Annotated in this window: 13 protein-coding genes; 3 read left to right on the top strand and 10 right to left on the bottom strand. The window is 46.8% G+C overall.

Annotation, left to right across the window (positions count from 1 at the left end; all coding sequences use genetic code 11):
- Positions 1 to 418: 418 nt before the first annotated feature.
- Positions 419 to 1,354, top strand: a complete 936-nt coding sequence (corA, locus tag K7P76_RS20755; RefSeq protein WP_232187223.1) for a magnesium/cobalt transporter CorA — start codon at positions 419 to 421, stop codon at positions 1,352 to 1,354.
- Positions 1,355 to 1,446: 92 nt separating this feature from the next.
- On the opposite strand, the gene K7P76_RS20750 is transcribed toward corA, so the two are convergent.
- Entirely contained in the window at positions 1,447 to 2,445 is a 999-nt protein-coding gene (locus K7P76_RS20750; protein ID WP_232187222.1) for an HRDC domain-containing protein, read from the bottom strand.
- Positions 2,446 to 2,671: 226 nt separating this feature from the next.
- On the opposite strand from K7P76_RS20750, the gene K7P76_RS20745 reads away from it, so the two are divergent.
- On the top strand, positions 2,672 to 2,968 hold the full coding sequence (locus K7P76_RS20745) for a DUF3055 domain-containing protein (RefSeq protein ID WP_232187221.1): 297 nt from the start codon (positions 2,672 to 2,674) through the stop codon (positions 2,966 to 2,968).
- 60 nt (positions 2,969 to 3,028) lie between these two features.
- Positions 3,029 to 3,310, top strand: a complete 282-nt coding sequence (locus K7P76_RS20740; protein ID WP_232187220.1) for a hypothetical protein — start codon at positions 3,029 to 3,031, stop codon at positions 3,308 to 3,310.
- Between the two features lie 67 nt (positions 3,311 to 3,377).
- Here K7P76_RS20740 and K7P76_RS20735 read toward each other — a convergent pair whose 3' ends face one another.
- The 9 genes from K7P76_RS20735 to K7P76_RS20695 all read right to left on the bottom strand — a co-directional run bounded on the left by K7P76_RS20735 (position 3,378) and on the right by K7P76_RS20695 (position 17,726).
- Complete coding sequence (locus K7P76_RS20735) at positions 3,378 to 4,364, bottom strand: Rpn family recombination-promoting nuclease/putative transposase (RefSeq protein ID WP_232187219.1); 987 nt, start codon at positions 4,362 to 4,364, stop codon at positions 3,378 to 3,380.
- Between the two features lie 138 nt (positions 4,365 to 4,502).
- Positions 4,503 to 5,909, bottom strand: a complete 1,407-nt coding sequence (gene uxaC, locus K7P76_RS20730; protein ID WP_232187218.1) for a glucuronate isomerase — start codon at positions 5,907 to 5,909, stop codon at positions 4,503 to 4,505.
- A 193-nt stretch (positions 5,910 to 6,102) separates the two neighbouring features.
- On the bottom strand, positions 6,103 to 8,802 hold the full coding sequence (locus K7P76_RS20725; protein ID WP_232187217.1) for an alpha-L-rhamnosidase: 2,700 nt from the start codon (positions 8,800 to 8,802) through the stop codon (positions 6,103 to 6,105).
- Positions 8,803 to 8,826: 24 nt separating this feature from the next.
- Positions 8,827 to 10,719, bottom strand: coding sequence for a family 20 glycosylhydrolase (locus tag K7P76_RS20720; protein WP_232187216.1), 1,893 nt, complete (start codon positions 10,717 to 10,719; stop codon positions 8,827 to 8,829).
- Positions 10,720 to 10,756: 37 nt separating this feature from the next.
- Positions 10,757 to 11,638, bottom strand: a complete 882-nt coding sequence (locus K7P76_RS20715; protein ID WP_232187215.1) for a carbohydrate ABC transporter permease — start codon at positions 11,636 to 11,638, stop codon at positions 10,757 to 10,759.
- A gap of 15 nt (positions 11,639 to 11,653) precedes the next feature.
- Positions 11,654 to 12,553 (bottom strand): ABC transporter permease, encoded by a 900-nt coding sequence (locus tag K7P76_RS20710; protein ID WP_232187214.1) that lies wholly within the window; start codon positions 12,551 to 12,553, stop codon positions 11,654 to 11,656.
- Between the two features lie 79 nt (positions 12,554 to 12,632).
- Positions 12,633 to 14,357, bottom strand: coding sequence for an extracellular solute-binding protein (locus K7P76_RS20705; RefSeq protein ID WP_232187213.1), 1,725 nt, complete (start codon positions 14,355 to 14,357; stop codon positions 12,633 to 12,635).
- A gap of 95 nt (positions 14,358 to 14,452) precedes the next feature.
- A complete protein-coding gene (locus K7P76_RS20700) occupies positions 14,453 to 16,132 on the bottom strand; it encodes a response regulator (RefSeq protein WP_232187212.1) in 1,680 nt (559 codons plus the stop codon).
- Entirely contained in the window at positions 16,119 to 17,726 is a 1,608-nt protein-coding gene (locus K7P76_RS20695) for a sensor histidine kinase (protein ID WP_232187211.1), read from the bottom strand. The genes K7P76_RS20700 and K7P76_RS20695 overlap by 14 nt, the downstream gene beginning before the upstream one ends.
- Positions 17,727 to 17,856: the final 130 nt, after the last annotated feature.

Here is a 17,856-nt window from a genome sequence, read left to right as displayed (position 1 = left end):
TCAAAAGCAAGTAAAGAATACCACAAAATCAACGACAGTCCAAGCCACCTAACGGTGGTTTGGAAACACCGTAAAAGTGACATTTTCTCGGAAGAGTTAAGGTGACATTTTCTCAGCAAATTGACAGGTGCTCATTTCCCATTAACATTGTCTTATTTTATCCTTGTAAGGTGCAGGGGTGAGGATTATACTTAACACGTTAACAGTACAATATCGACACGCAATCAAATGGACTATAAAGGGGGAAACCGGACATGGAAGGCGATACGCCCAGGCCCAAAGGCAATCTCATGAATAAAGCAGGATCGTATTCCGCAATGGGAATTGCTTCTTTGTCCGGCTGCCCCGGCTAAGAATGTTTCTGCACGCGGAAAGCGTCCTGCATGATCTTGAACGGACATGCAAAGGAGCGATTTCCATGAAAATCAGATTGGTTAACAATGGCGTATTCACGCCTATCGAAAGCATACATGACACGCTTACCCCGCCTGCGAACGGCTTTTATTGGATTGATGCGGACGTTGACGATCTTATCGTACTCCAGCCTTTATTCGGTCTCCATGACCTTGCCGTAGAAGACTGTCTTACGGAAGAAGAGCAACGTCCAAAACTCGAGATCTACGAAAATCAATATTTTCTCGTAATTAATAGCATCCGTTTCGACGACGAAGAAATTTTCCTGCGCGCCTTGAACATTTTCCTCGGTCGTCACTATTTGATTACCGTCACTCGTCAGAAGATCAACGAGTTACGGAGTGTTAAGCCTATCTTGTGGGAGCAGGAAGTTGACCACGCTGACCGCTTCCTCTATCACCTAGTCGACATCGTCGTCGACAATTATTTCACCGTCGGCGATCGGATCGAAGCCCGCATCGAAAGCCTTGAAGAAGACATTCTCATGCATACGAAGAAAACCCATCTTACCGAGATTATAGGGCTTCGCAGTGAAATCCTCTGGCTTAAAAAAGTTCTCGGACCGCAGCGCGAGCTCATTGCCACCTTGAATAAAAAAGATTTGCGCCTCATTGACAACGAGCTGCAGAAGTATTTCGGAGACATTCACGAGAATGCCGTCAAAATTTATGAAACATTCGAAACCTATAGGGACCTAATGGGCAACTTACGCGAGGCATACCAATCGAGTCTGGCTAACCGCGCGAATGAAATCATGCGAGTTTTTACAGCTTTAACTACCATATTCATGCCGCTGACGTTTATCACTGGGATATACGGAATGAACTTTGATTATATACCGGGCATGCATGAAAGCATGGGGTCGGTTGTGTTGCTCGTGTGCATGGCCGTTATCGGTTTCGGGATGTTCTACTTCTTCCGAAAAAAGGATTGGCTGTGAGTCAGCTAATTAAAGCAAGTACAATATGTGAAAAACACAGCCCGCTCCCTTATTCTGGGGAACGGGCTAGAACGTTTTCCGATCAGTAATCCTTAGCCTACCGCCTTGCTCACACGACGGAATCGAATTCGCATCATTCGCAGTTTCTCGTATTGTCTCTCTACTTCCTGTTCGTTTGAACCGGATTCTCCGTAAACTTTGCGCAGGAGAGGCTTCAAATACTTATCGCCCAGCTGCTGAAGGGCCGTCTCGATCTGTAGGGATTCTTCGGGAGCCAACTCCAGCAATTCCTTGTCTACGACCGGAAGCACGTCGTAACCTTCTTCATCAAGGCGCTCGATTCTCTCCAACAGCTTGCGCCGCGGACAATTCAATTCCCCTTCAAGCTGGCCCAGCGTCCACCCTTCCCGGATACCAAGCAGAAGCGAACGTTTCTCCTGCACCGTTGCCAACACTTTTCCATATTTCTCCTCTTTCACTTGGAACATCCATGAGGATAGCTGGTCCTCGCTAACTGCGGCAGTTACCCATGCTTCTAAGGGGAAAGTATGGTTTCTCTCCATATCCTTGAGCAACTCGATTAGATCGTTGCCATATCGTTCAGTCTTAACTTTCCCGAAGCCTGGAATTTGACCTAGCTCCTCTAGCGTTTTCGGCAGGAATACCGCCAACATCTGCAGCTCGCGGTTTGTTGCAATAAGGTAGGCCGACTTCTTCTCCTCCACGGATTTCGTTCTTCTCCAGACACGCAATGCCGACACAACCTCCTCTGCTTCATGCGAATCTGCATAACACTGAAGCAATAACGGGAGTGCCGGACGACGCTCCCAGAAAGGGGTCTCCTCGAGCATGCCATCGATCAAAGGTTGGAAGCCCTCCTTCATTTTACTTGCTACCCCATGACGGAACGCAGCGAGCAGTTCCTCCCAGCTCATCCCTTCGTACCATACATCTTCTACCGCAGAGGTTTCCAACTGTACGGAGCGCCAACCAGCGCTCCAAATTCCTTGCACCTCCCCGATAAACACTTGCGCACGATCTTCCGTTTGCCCAGTCACACGTTCGAATTGGTTCAAAAACACAACCTGCATCCCGAATCCTCCTAGGCCGCTTCAGCGGCGTTATAATTGAGCGTTCAAGCAGCAAAGCCGACCTAGGGGAACGAAAAAAAGCACCTCCCGCCGGACGGCGATGGAGGTGCTTCCTCTCTCGTGCAAACATGAACAACTTCAGATTATCAAAATTATCCAGGTTAGGCAATACCCTTTGAATGATTTATAATAGGGAAAGCAGCGACATCAAGGAGGACTTTTACCGATGAACATGAAGGATTTCGATTTCTTATCGGACTCTACGGAACAAACGACGACCCGATTCGTCACTTTCGTAACACCCGGTCTTAAGCGATTTGACCTCGCTATCCTTTCAACGAACCGATTTTACGGCAAAAAACTCGTGACCGACATGATGTTCGGCCGCAGCGCCATTCTTGGTCCCGATGATCTAGAGGAGGAAGGCGTGCTTGAATCCATCTTCCGGCTCAACGAGGAAGAAGCCGCAGAACTGGCGCAGTTTCTCACGCTTGTACTTGGCGCGGTAAACTTTACCGACTAACGATAGGCGGAGACGGACATTCTAATGGAAATTGCCCCATTCTGAAGGGAGGTTTCCAGCATGTTTTCGTTTCGCTCGGAGAAAAAACAACCGACAACCGACCTTGCAACGGTCGAATCTCAACGCAACGATCTAATTCCCGAAGAGTTCCCCGAAGGTTCATACGGCTCCACGATGCTCGTGGAATCACTAGGCAAGAGCACCCCGTGGCGTGATGATCAGCGTCCTCCCAACACGTTCAATTATGAGAATCGCGAGCTGCATGCTGGATTGGAACGCCACTATCCGGGAGACCACGAGCTTCATGATCTCTCCGGGAGCGAGCAATCAGAGAGGGAATAGATAGATGCAAATAGACCCTCACACCTTGTAAAATTTCAGGCTTGAGGGTCTAGCTTTTTGATAACCTTTAGTGTTCCGCCAACTCTCGGACTTCTTGCAGAGAAATTTCCAGTGTCTCGGAAACTTGTTCAGGGGGAAACCCTTTGTTCAGCAATTTGCGGACGATCATTTTCCGTTCTTCGGCTTTACCTTCTGCTTTTCCCTGTTCGATGCCTTTCTCGATGCCTTTCTCGATGCCTTTCTCGATGCCTTTCTCGATGCCTTCTTCAATTCCTTCCTCGTAGCCCCAGCGTTTCCATGCAGGCATGAGCTCCATAATCGTTCCACCTTCCTCCGGATATTGCTTCCAAATTTCGCGCAGTATCACTTCATCTTCTTCTTTATTAGGCTCGAAATACAAATCAGCCACGGACATGATGAGCGCGAACCGCGCTTCATCCAACTTTTTTCTCAATCGTAAAATCATACGTAAGTAAGCCGAACGCATTTCTCTCTTATCCTTATCATTATATCCCATTTTCACTAGCAGCGCAGCAGCCACAGGATTATCGGACGTTATAAATCGCCTCCAGTCCTGACGCTTCAGCTCCACTTTCAAGAACTGAAACCGTAGGATATCATGTTCAGGAATCATCATCGTAAACGTATCCAGTTCATCCGTTATATGATCGGATGTGAAGATGGCTATCGGAATGATGAGCTTATGCTCTTTACGATGCCGCTCGAATAAACGGCTAAAATAAATAAACATTCGTTGATTGAAATCATCTTGCCTGTAAGACTGGGGCTCCATGTGAACAAGGATGAAGGCATCCAATGCTTTGTAACGGGTTTCCAGCAATAAATCCAAGCTCCTCGCTTCTTCACCGACGATATCGACGAGCAGTTCCTGCATCAGCAATCGCGTATGACTATGATCCAACAGTAAATCCAATTGCGGAAAAAACAACTCGATAAATTCGGCAAAAAAAGTTTGCAGCAGCTTTTTGAAAGCTTCGTCATGAGGAATCGAGGCTCTCTTTTCCGATTTTTCATCGGGTTCCTTCTCGTTCATTCTATTTCCCTCCCTTGGCGCAAACGACAACACGCCGCCTGCATCCCAGCACTGGGAGCAAGCGGCGTGTTCTTCACGACCATTTATTAGTAGCATACCAAAGAGTGGTTGCTGAAGCAAAGCCTATTTGAATGTATATTAAAAGTTAAAATAATTTTTGGCGTTTCGGTAAGAAATATTTTCCACCATGCCACCTAGAAGCTCCAGATCGTGAGGTACTTCGCCCTTTTCCACCCATTCTCCGAGTTTATTACATAGGATCCTACGGAAATATTCATGTCTAGAAAAAGACAAGAAACTGCGGGAATCCGTAAGCATGCCGATAAACCGGCTGAGCAGCCCCAGGTTGGCGAGCGCGTTCATCTGCTCAAGCATGCCGTCCCTCGTATCGTTGAACCACCAGGCGGAACCAAGCTGGATTTCCCCCGGAACATTGCCATCCTGAAAGCTCCCCATTATCGTGCCAAGAACATAATAATCCTTCGGATTTAATGAATACAGAATGGTTTGCGGCAGAGAGTTACTGGCTTCTATTTTATCTAAAAGCTTCATCAGCGGATAGGCAAGCTGTCCGTCATAAATGGAATCGTACCCGGTATCAGGACCTAGCTCCTTAAACATCCGGCTATTATTGTTACGGGAAGCGTGGATATGCAATTGCATCGTCCAGCCCCGCTTCGCATACTGTTGTCCCAGGTGGATTAACGTATAGGTTTTGTGCTTCTGCTCCTCTTCCAAGCTGAGCCGTTCCCCGTTAAGCGCTTTGGCAAAGATAACCGACACTTCCTCCAAGGAGGCTTCGGCATAATAAACCTGATCAAGCGCGTGATCGGAAACTTTACAGCCAACCTTGGCGAAATGTTCAAGCCGATTGTCTATAGCAGCAAGAAAACTTTCATAGCTGCTTACGGGCAATGCCGAAACCTGTTCCAACTTTTTCACCCAAGGGATAAACGTATTTCTGCGTATTTCCAAGCCTTTATCCGGCCGGAACGACGGGAGGACTAGGCAGTCGAAGTTATCGAGGGCTTTAATTCCTTCATGGTATTCTAGCGTATCCGTCGGATCATCTGTCGTACAAATAACGCGAACATGCTGCTCCCGGATAAGCTTCCTCACTGAAAAATTCTCCGACCGTAAAATCGCGTTAGCTTTTTCCCATATAAGAGGTCCGTTCTTCTCGTTAATCATCTCTTCAATGCCGAAATAACGCCGCAATTCCAAGTGCGACCAATGGTATAGCGGGTTCCCAAGCGTCATTGGGACCGTCTTGACCCAAGCCATAAAACGATCGTAATCGCTGACTCCGGGTCCCCCGGTAACGAGAGTTTCAGGTATGCCATTCGCTCGCATCGCTCTCCATTTGTAATGATCCCCGTATAACCATATTTCCGTTAAGTTGTTGAAGCGCTTATCCTCATAGATTTCTTGAGGGCTCAAATGGCAGTGATAATCGATAATCGGCTGACGTGCGGCATAGTCATGATACAAGCGTTCCGATACGGGATTGTGAAGCAAAAAGTTGTTGTCCATAAACGGTTTCACGCCGATTTCCCACTCCTTCCGTGAAGTTCCATCATCTCACCAGTTAAATGTTCAAAAAAATAACCCGGACGTCCGCCCGGGATTATCGCAAGAAAGGTCATGTTGCCGTGTTATGCCTCTAGTGTAGCACTGCATAGCAAACGTCTGCTTCACTAGTAAACCTCTCTTTTCATTTCTATTTGATTGTGCGTCACTAAACTATTGAGAAACGATAATTGCCCGATCCGATCTGTAGCAAGAGATACTTTCCATCTTGGCGCAATAAAGTAATCTCATTGATTTGATTTAGAGGTTGCCCACTCTCCAATATGTTGTTCGTATCTATTGCGGGCACGTAAACGGTAGCCGAGGTGTTCACTGGTATCGACACATCGAGCTGCAATATATGAGTCTCATGCAGCTGCCAGTGAACTTCAACTCTTCCTTGTCTAAGGTCATGGTGCGCTTTAACCCACTGGATTCCGTCTACGATATGCGGGGCAATTACAACATGATGAAAACTTGGCGTTTCATAGTTGATTCGAATGCCAGCCAAACTCGAGTAAAACCATTCTTCCGGATGCCCGAACATAAAATGATTTTGCGAAAGTCCAGCTGTAGGCCCGTCCCATAGTTCTGTCAGCGTCGTAGCCCCGTGCATGATTTGGTAACCGTAACTGGGATGGTCGGTTTTATTCAGTAATGCGGAGATGATTTCCGCCTGATCCTCATCGGTTAACGCCTTCAGCATAAAACGCAAACCGACTTCCCCGCCTGAGGGACTGTTCCCCTTTTCCCGAATGTCCTGAACGATGTTCTCCAGTACTTTCACCCGCAACGATTCAGGCACCATGCCGAGAGCAAGGGGCATCGCATTCGACGTCTGGCTACCCGTAGCATATTGACCCATACGATCATCGAGAAATTCGGCGTTGAAGGCGGCTTTAATCTCGGCTGCGAGCTCCGCGAAAATCTGCACTTCTTCCGTTGTCCCCACGATTCCGGCGATTTTCTGCATGATTACTGCATTATAGTAATACGTCGCCGAGGCAGTGACGGGTATGGGGGTATGAAGCGGAAACCCATCCGATCCAACGTCACACCAGTCTCCCAATCCATGACTCAGCAGGTGTCCGCTGGAAAGAGTCGTCAAATAGTCAACGTACTTCTTCGTACCCTCATAATGTTGTTCCAGCATGGCTCGGTCTCCATACCAATTATAGGCATACCAGTTCGCGATAATATAGGCGCTTCCCCATTCCGGAGAATCGCGAAAACCTTCCTCGAATACGGTATATTCCGGGGCAATATCGGGGACAAGACCGTTGTCCAGCTGTGCTTCGCTCATATCCCCAACTATTTTGCGATATAAGTTAGGCACGTAATAATTATACATGATGGAAGGCCCCATCAGATGCGATTGCTCCAGCCACCCCAATTTCTCCCGATGGGGGCAATCGGTTAACACGCTCTTCATGTTGCTCAGTATCGCCCAGTTAATATTCTCGTGAATTCGATTCCATAATGGGTTGGAACAGGAAAAAGCGCCAGCTGCCCGCACATCCGGATAGATCATCTGTCCTTCGATTTGTTTCAACACAGGCAATTGACTGCCCGAAGCTGCAAGCCCATCGTCCGGAACGGCACCTTCAACCTGGATGTAGCGAAAGCCCGAGTAAGAAAACCGCGGACTCCAAGTTTCTACACCTTCCCCTTTAAGCGTATAGGAGAAATAACTCGGACTTTTTGTCCACTTCTGGTTAACCATCCCTTGCTCATCCAACAATTCGCCATAGGTTAACTTCACCTTCGACCCGGAAGCTCCCTCGACAGTCATGCGAATCCAACCCGAGAAATTTTGCCCGAAGTCATAGACATACATGCCAGGCGAGCATTCCTTCACTTGAGCGGGCTGGAAAGCTTTCATCACTTTCATAGGAGGTATGTTCTGAGCTTGAAGCTTGCCGCGTGGTCCTGTGACCACTTCAGCCCTACGCCACCGGATATCCTCGATAAATCCAGCTTGGTCCCACCCGGTTTGCTCCAGTCTTGCATCATAATCTTCTCCGCCATAAATACAAGAGAATGTAATTGGCCCCCGGCTTATTTGCCAACCTTCTCCGCTTACGATCCGTTTCGTCGTTCCATCGCTATATTCGACTTCCAGCTGCAGGATGAGCTTGGGATCGCCGAAGCTTCCTAAATACTTGGCGTAGCGTCCCCCGGTTACATTATAAAAACCGTTTCCGAGCATTACGCCGACCGCATTATTACCTGTATGCACGTGCTCCGTCACATCAAAAACCGTGTACAAGCAGGATCTGTTATAGTTCGTCCAACCGGGGTCCATCACATGGTCCCCGACCTTCTCCCCGTTCAGTCGCAATTCAAAGTGTCCGAGTCCGCAAATATAGACCTTTGCTCTAAACACTTCCTTTTCCAGATGGAAAATAGACCTGAACAACGGCAGCGGCGTTCCCAAGCCATCTTCCGTATTCTCTGCCGCCCATATCTGTATGTCTCTATCCATAACCCCAATCCATTGCGCTTTCCAATCCTCCGAATGAAGCAAAGCCATTTCCCAAATGCCCTGGTCACTATAGGCTGACGGTTGATCATTGGCATCCCAAGCCCGCACTTTCCAGTAGTAACGTTTCCCCGATTGAAGCGGTAAACCTGCATATACAATGTTGCAATTCTGATTAGTGATTACTTTGCCGCTGTCCCACAGATCGGCCATATCAGCTGCTAACTTGTCTTGGCTGGAAGCAACGAGTACTTGATAAGCGAATTGGCTCTGCATCCGTTGACCCGACTCAAATCCCCAACTCAAACGAGGTTGAAATAGATCGATTCCAATGGGATTCACGCTATACTCGACTTGAAGATTAATAACCTGAAATGCGGCTGACATATCTAAGTTTCATCCTTTCAGATGTTAATCCCTCATCATGACTTTTTGAACGATGACACAGGCATCCAGATCCTTCTTAGGCATAAATTCAAGAGAAACTAGCTTTTTCTCCGGAAATGGATTGCCGAGCACAATCTGATAATACGTTTGCGATCCCTCGCGTACAGGCAAAGTGGTATAGGATACCTCGATCAGCGATCGATCAAATTCGTACACATCAAATTCGTCCGACATTCGGGTAGTCCACGATCTGTCAAAATGAGAGATGTTTTCCCCGTATTTCACAGGATGGGTGATTACGGAACCATCCTCGAATGTTATCTTATAATCTCCCAAGTAATCCTTATCCGGCTCAATGAATGTTCCATCGAAAAACCAAGCGTAATCGCGTTTGAAGGTTGTAGCGTACGTAATTTCAATATGCGCTCCAGACAGCACGTCACGGTTTTTGTACCGGAATAGGTCTGCAAAAGCTTGCTCCGCCAGAGCAGCGTACATACTCTTCTCGTACCCTTCCTGCCAGAACATTCTACAGCAGTAAGCCATGTTGAAAAAAATTCCGTTTCGCTGCAGATAGTCTTCACGTAGCGCGCTCCAATTCGATATGCTTGCCCCTTGAACGCCTTTCGACAACCTTCTGCTCCATTCGGGTATTCCCGGCCCTTCGAAGTTACCGTATACCATATACATGTCACGGCTAAGGTAATCCTCGTCGTATTCCCGGGGCATTGACCAATACCAGTGCATGACGCGGATGTCCTGCGGTATCCTGTCTATCGCCTTATAAGTAGGAGGAACAAACTGCATAAAGTTCCCTTCTTTATCACGTATAACGCGTGTAGAGCCGCCATAGGTATTTCCGCGCTTGCTGATGCAATTAATTAACTTATCGCCCCATATCATCGCATGAATCCCTTTTTGAGCCAAATAGTCATGGATCTTCTTCAAGTCTTCCGCATAGATTTCAGCAGCATCTCTATCCTTGCACTCATCGCATACACCTACGGAATAAAATTCATCATGGCCTATGTGTATCGTGCCCGGCTCGAACACTTCCGCAACCTCATCCAACACATCGAATAAAAGCGCATAGCTTGCCGGGTTGGAAGGACAGAACGTATCCGGATAAGCATCATCTTTTCTCTCTGCCAACTCCGGATGCCTCGTCAGCAAATAGTCGCAATGGCTTAAGCACGGGACTTCCGGGATGACGGTAAGGCCTCTTTCTTTACAATAAACGACTAGACTCCGAACGGTCGCCTGCGAAAGCCATCCTCCGCCTCCATTCTCGCAGTGAATGGAATTTTTCTCCCACTTGGAGCCGTGCTGAACTTCCGTCGCTTTACCCGAGTACTCGCGCATCTCTTGACAGTACGCTGCCCATCCCTCGTTAATTTCCGGATGTCGTCTATATTCCATCGCCCCGCCTACCTCTATGACGATCGTGTTATAGCGGTAGTAGCAGGCCATGTCGATAAAGGATTTGAAAAATGCAATGTCCTCATCGGCAGGGAGATAAACTTTAAGACCGCGGAATGAACATAGGGGAACGTTGTAGATAATCCCTTTTCGCAGAAAGCCCTTCTCCCCAAGCTGCTGCAAATTGTAGGCGCCATAAACAAGCCCTCTTATGCTAGCAGCACAGACTCGAACTTCATCCTCATCCGTCTCGATCACATAACCGTCCTCATCGTCCTTATATACATCTCCAAAGGCTATTCTGATTCTGGATTGAAGTTGTTCATCCACCCGGTTGATGAATCGAACCGCAGCATAGGCGTTCCCATGCTTCTCTCTAGATAGAACTTTCATCGTGATCTGATGCAGAAGCTCGTTACCTCCGACAATCAGCGTATCGGATGTGACGAAAGCGCCTTCCTGTTCCAGCCTCTCATACCTATTCAGTTGTTCCATCATACGTATTCATCCCCGCTTTTCGACCTCGCGATTTTCCCTACTCTTTAACGCTTCCTAGTACAATTCCTTTAATAAAATATCGTTGTAAAAACGGATAGGCAAATAGGATGGGCAGCGCTCCGAGGAAAAGCTGCGCCGACTTCGACGTTCGATCGGATACATCCTTCAGATCGTTTAAGCTCTGGGAAGAAACGAGCGTTAAATCACGAACGGTCGTGACTGTCTGCAGGTAGCTTTGCAGCGGGTAGTGAGCCGGCGAGTTCATAAGCAGCAATCCGTCGAACCAAGAATTCCAATGATAAACGATTGTGAACAACGTGATCGTGGCCAATGCCGGTGCAGAAACCGGAATAAACACGCGAATAAGGGTCGTCAGATGACTGGCTCCGTCTATAAAAGCTGCCTCCTCAAGCTCCTTGGGAAGTCCGCGAAAGAAATTAAGCAGCAGAATAACGTTGAACACCTGAACCGCATTAGGAATAACAAGCGCCCAAATCGTATCAAGCATCCCCGTTTGATTAATCGCAATGTACCACGGAATGAGCCCTCCGTTGAACAATATCGTAAGCATGAAAATCCAAGCGTATAACGTCCGTCCCTTAAACGCGCTCTCTTCCTTTGACAGCGCATATGCGGCAAGCAGAGTAAGCACCATGCTAATTATAGTGCCTAGTGAAAACCGCTTCAGCGTAACGACCATAGCGGTCAGAAATTCCTGTTTATGCATAATGAACTTGTACGAGCTGAACGTAAATTCCACTGGCCAAAATTTCACCAGATTGGCGATTGCCGGGCCGCTGGAGCTAAACGAGATCGCAAGAATGTTGATAAGCGGCAACAGGCATATGACTGACAATCCGGAAAGAACGATGTAATTGCAAATAAGAAACAATCTTCTGCTGGGAGATAACCTGTACAAAGTTCCTCCTCCTTTCTAGAAAATGCGGTAATTCGCCAATCGGTAGGCTAAAAAATATGAAGCGGAAATCAGAATAAGCGAAACGACGGACTTAAAAAGACCTACGGCCGTAGCAACACCGAATTGGGCGCTAACAAAGCCGAGCCGATATACTAACGTATCGATGATATCTCCACTCTCGTATACTTGCGGATTATACAGATTAAATATTTGATCGAAGCCGGCGTTCAGCACATTTCCGAGGCTGAGTGTCATAAGTAAAATAACGATCGGCAGCATCCCCGAGAGCGTAACGTGCAACGTTTGCTTCCAGCGGCTCGCTCCGTCGACAACTGCCGCTTCGTACAGGGAAGGGTTAATGCTTGTAAGCGCCGCTAGATAGATGATCGTATTGAAGCCGAACTCCTTCCAGACGTCCGAAGCAACCAAAACAAACGGAAACCAGTCATTATTCCCCAAAAAATAAATCGGCTCTATTCCAAGCAAACTAAGAAAATGGTTCACAATCCCAGTGGACGGTGACAAGATATCGATTAAGACGCCGCTAAGAATAACCCACGATAAAAAATGCGGGAGATAGATCATCGTTTGAACGATACGCTTGAATCGATTGTTAATTACCTCGTTCAATAGGAGAGCCATAATAATAGGCAACACCAGATTGGCGATAATTTTCATAAGCGCAATAAAAACCGTATTCCACACCACGCGAAGCGTGTCCGGTAAATTGGCGACATAGTTAAAATTATCGAAGCCTATCCATTCCGAACGAAATATGCCTTTGGCTGGCGTGAAATTTTGAAAAGCGATGACTGCTCCCGCCATCGGATAATAACTATAAATGACAAGTATAACGAGTGCCGGCAGCAGCATCAGATGAAGCGGCAGTTGACGCATTCTAGTATTCCGTAGCATTTCCTTTGCACTCCTTCCATCCCTAATAGGGAGGGGGATACCCCTCGGGCTTCGCCTCCAAGATATCCCCCTCAAGCGATTATTTATTTTTGTACCACTCGTTTACTTCTTTTGTAATCTCGTCTCCGCCAACCTTTTTCCAATCCGCCACGAATTTATCGAAGCTGTCGATCGAATCGCCCATAATGATTTTCGTAAACACTTCATACTCCATCTTCTCTAACGTAGTTTGTTTTGCCGCCATCGTCGCCGTAGGCGTACCATAGAACTCATTGTAAAAATCCAATTTCTTATTGGCGTATTCATTCATGGCCTTATAGGATCCGGTTTCACCGAAGATCCGATCTTGAGCCCACTCCGCCGATGTTCCTGTTCCGTTCAAATACTTCGTAACTAGATCATAAGTATCTTTTTGTGCCGGATCGAGCTTGGACGTATCTTTCGATTTAAGCGCCTCAGTGACGCTCAAGTGGACGTTGAGATTTTGCTTGGAAGATCCGGCCCTAATGACGGCAAACTTGAACACTTCAATTCCGTCCGGCGTTTTCGCGTACTTTTGACGGGTTTCCAACGTATTTGATTTGCCATAATTTCTTTCAATATATAGATTAAGCATTTTGACAGCGGCTTCCGGATTCGCGTACCCTTTTTTCACCGCCGTAAAATCATTAATAGATTGGGTTATCCCTGGCATGGCTGGTTTCTCATCGACCGAAACGATCGGATAGGCCGTCCAGTCCGCTTTAGGATCATTGTCGCGACTGGCGTTGAACGGAAATAGCGGGTTCCACATATGTCCGTAACTTAGGCCATTTTTGCCTGCACCCTGAGCTTCTGCCGCTTTGTTCGTATCTTTGGAACCGAACTCCTTATCGATAAGCCCTGCTTTATACATTTCCTGCAGCTTCAATAGCGCCGCCTTCACTTCCGGCTGAATGCTGCCGTTTACCAAATTGCCGGAAGCGTCTTTAATCCAGAAACGGGGATAGGCATGAAACCCGAACATAAATCCGTCAATTCCCGCGTATCCGCTGTTGCGCTCGTACAATTCCTTCTGCAGCTCCAAGCCGATCGTATCTTTTTTACCGTTCCCGTCGGGATCTTGGTTCGTAAACGCGTCGGCGATTTTCACGACGTCGTCTATGGTCTTAGGTTCAGGGAGATTCAATTTTTTCAGCCAATCGCTGCGTACCCATAACAACGTTGATGCATCAAATGAGCCGCTAACAGCGGGAATGGCCATTAATTTCCCGCCAAAGGTTGCCGAATCGAGTGCTATATTGCCTTCCTCGGTAAAAATCTGTTTCGTCAACGGAGAAGCATACTTGTTCCAGACGTCCGTCAAGTCCTCCACCATATTCGCATCGACAAGCTGCTTTAGCTGAACGGCTTTTACTGGCAGCAGATCCGGTAAATTGCCGGACGCGATCGAGACATTCATTTTCTGTTCGAAAGTAGACTCATCAGCTGTCCAATCGTTTTTAACTTTAATGCCCATATCTTCTAAATACGATCTTGTCCAAACATTATTATCAATCGTATCCCCTGCTGGAAACTTCATCGAGCCGGTGATACCGCGGGCGGTCGAAATTTCAATCGGAGTATCATACTTGCCTAACGGATCGATCTCTTCCGGCGCAGCCGACTTAGTCGCTTCAGCCGTCTGAGTTGCTTCAGCGGTTGCCGTCGAGGTTGGCATCGTACTGTTGCTGTTATTGTTTTTGTTGTTGCTGCTGCAAGCAGTTACTAGAACGATGCATAGCATAAGTGCAATTACTAAGAACCCCTTATTACTGGTCTTCATCTCTTGTGCCCTCCTTAGTTATACTTACATTTATATTGTAGCAACCCCCTCCGCTTTCTCTCCATTTCAGAATGTTGACGTTCCTTACGTTCTGTTTACAAGTTTGTCGAATCGCGATATTCCTGAGGTGTCATTTGGGTCATTTTTTTGAAAAAGGTCGTAAAGTATGGGGCGGAAGTAAACCCTACCGCTGTTCCAATTTCGTGGATTTTATACTGAGGTCCGCGTAGAAGCTCCATGGATTTGTTTAATCTTGCCTCGGCAATGTATTCCGACAACCCGATTCCCATCGTCTGTTTATACAATCGGGATAAATATGTCGGATTCAGATACACTTGTTCAGATAGTCGCATCAGTGACAAATCTTTCTCCAGATTTGCCATGATATAACGATTAATTTGTTCGGTAACCCTGCTTGTCCGTTCATCCAGATCATTACGTTTCCTAGCGAACAAAATCCGTGCCGCGAATTGCAAATAACCGAACGCATCGGCAGCAGATCCATGATTTTCGAAACGAGTAAGCTTATCCAAGTCGATCATGGAAACCAAATGATCATCGGAGCTGAATCGGTTAATATGAGTAAGGAGTAATGTCATTATTAAATAATACAACTCGAGTATAAGACCGTAATTGTAAGGTTCCGTTAGGAACGTGGCTTTCATTTTGTCCAATAGCTTGTCGAACTCTTCCTGCTGCCTGCTTTCAAGGCTTTTCTCAAGCTCGGAAACGTTCTTCTTTATTAGTAGATGACTTTTCTCGCCTTTACGATGAGCATCATCCACGGGGGTTTGAAGTTCGTTTGCAGAATACCACCGGTCGGTCAACAACATTTCGTTAGTTTGTCCGAGACCAAGGCTTAACATTTTATTCAATTTGACATAAACGGAAGGCAACATGTCGAAATCTGCAAACAAACTGCCCGAAGCCAATGAGATAGGCAGTTTCAATAATTCCCTGCAGGTGTTCTGAACCGTTTCAAGCATGCCATGTATGAAGCGGATGATTTTCTCCCATTCCTCGCGTGTCTCTTCTGCCACTTCCATGGATTGTTCTGCTTGGATAAACCAAATAAACGTTCGGCGATCTGCAAGCACCGGCTGTAACCGATACGGAGATAAACATTCCTTAGCGACATTCTGGACAGCGTACATGAACAGGCCCGTATCCGAATAACTCAAACCATTTTCCCACCGATCGACCCTTCCTACGACTAGCAAACAAGGCTCTCGCGGATTTAGAGCGATCTTTAACTCCCTCAACCAGTCGGACTTGAGCTGATTTGCAGGTACTTCTCCCTCAAGAAAAGCCAACATGTATTCCTTCTGCAACGCCGGAATCGCGTGATTCATTTGTTCTCGAGCTTCAATTAAAAACTGTTCGCTTCTCATCTCGGTCGTAAGCGCCTGAATCGCTTGTTCAACGCTCTTAACGATGGCCTCGTCATATTCCGTCTTCAGTACGTAATCGATGATGCCGTTACGCAGCGCTTCCTGAATATAGGCAAAATCATCATATCCGGTCAAAAAGATGACTTTACAGCGAGGCCATTGTTTATTCATTTTTTTCTGCAGCTCTATTCCATTCATGACAGGCATGCGAATATCGGTAAGCACGATATCGATCTTCGCGAGCTCCATCCATTCCATTGCCTGTATAGGCGAGTATGCACGGCATACATCTAATTCAAGATTCGGCAAACCCGTAAACAATTCGAATAACCCATCAACGATATAGGGCTCATCATCGACGATCAGTAATCTATATATGGCCATCTTCCTCCTTCTTGATCGGGATAAGCAATTCTACCCTCAGACCGCCTTCCATTCCGCGAGAGAAAGCGAGGCCGTACTGTGCTCCAAACTTGATACGGATACGGCGATGCACGTTAATTAATCCCGTACTCTCAACCTCGTCTGCAGGAAGCTTCAGCATTGTAGCCAGATGGTCGAGCGTTACAGCCGTCAATGATTCGCCATTGTCTTCTACTGCAATGACGAGCGAGTCCGCTCTTTCCTCGAACGAAACGGTTATTTTTCCATTGGATAATTTATTTTCCATGCCATGATCATACGCGTTTTCGATGATCGGCTGAAGAATCAGCCTTGGGACGAACACTTTCAGACAATGGCCCGGCACCTCTCCGAACTCAACCTGAATCCGGTTAGAAAACCGAATGGTTTGAATTTCCGCATAGGTTTTGACATACGCCACTTCCGTCTCCAGCGGTATGAATTCAACCCCGGTACGCGTAATGAATTGGTAGTATTCGCTGAGAAATTTAGTAAATCGTATAATGTTCTCGTAATCCTGAATCTTAGCCATGCGGTAAAGAATAAAGAAGCTGTTATAGAGGAAATGGGGGTTAATTTGCGATTGCAATTGGCGAAGCTCGGAGGAACGGATACGGTATTTTTGTTCATATACTTCGTGAACGAGAACGTTCAGCTTTTCCACCATATCGTTAAAGTGGTCGTACAAATACCGAAACTCATCTTTGAACGGATTAACGACAACGGTTAAATTACCTCTCTCTACCTCTCGAAAGGCGTTGATCAACTTTTTGAGCGGCTTATGAATCAAACGGAAGATCAGATAGGAGAAAAAAACAATAATAACGACCGATAAACACGACAGAAGCCAGAACCCGATGTTGTACTGCTTGAGCGGTCCTAGAACGTTCTTTTCGGGTAAATACGTCAAGAGGGTAAAGTTGAGCTTTGGCGATGATTCGTGGGCAATCATATATTTTTCTTCATTGATTTTGACAGATTCCAGCCCCGTGCCGATATAAGTACCCGATGGATTGAGGTTCTCTTCGAAGAAACTTGCCGCCCCCGCATCGCTGGCGACTAGCCAGCCTGGATTGCCGCTGTATAGGACAACCCCGCCCTGCTCGTCACTTCCGAATCCCCGCAGCGCTTTTGCGATTTTGTCCTTCGAGATTTCAACCGAGAGAACAAACAATGATGGGTTCCCGCGCATTAACGTGTTGTCCGGATAAGGAAAGCTGAAAAAAATCCGATCCTTCCACCTTAAGAAAGGAGCTTCAAACCGACTAGGCGGTACGAGCATTCCCTGAAATTCTTCCTTTGACATTGGGCTTATGTACTCGTTTGAGGAAATCGTCCGATCTAATGCCGGAATAAAAGCACTTACGTTTCTAATATACGGGCTCGAGCTTTTTAACAGCTCCAGCCGCTTTTTCAACCTAAGGGTGGCTTCCCAGATGTCGATCTCCGACATGACCTCCGATGCGATTGACAATCGTTGCAAATCATCGTCGACAATGTACTCTTGCCCCTGTCTAATCATTCTCGCAAATTCCGTCTCTAATGAATCCATGTAAAAATGCACTCTTGATGTCATTAATTTCGAAATCTCCGCGCGAACGTTGTTCGACCCGGCTCGATTCATACTTAAACTCAGCGCATTGAGCGGAATGAGGACAAGTAAAAACGTAAGGACCAGCTTCGGAAAAATAGAGAGAGGTGGAAGT

This window comes from Cohnella silvisoli, from assembly GCF_021190915.1.
GTDB lineage: Bacteria > Bacillota > Bacilli > Paenibacillales > Paenibacillaceae > Cohnella > Cohnella silvisoli.
This window is presented reverse-complemented; position numbering and strand designations above follow the sequence as displayed.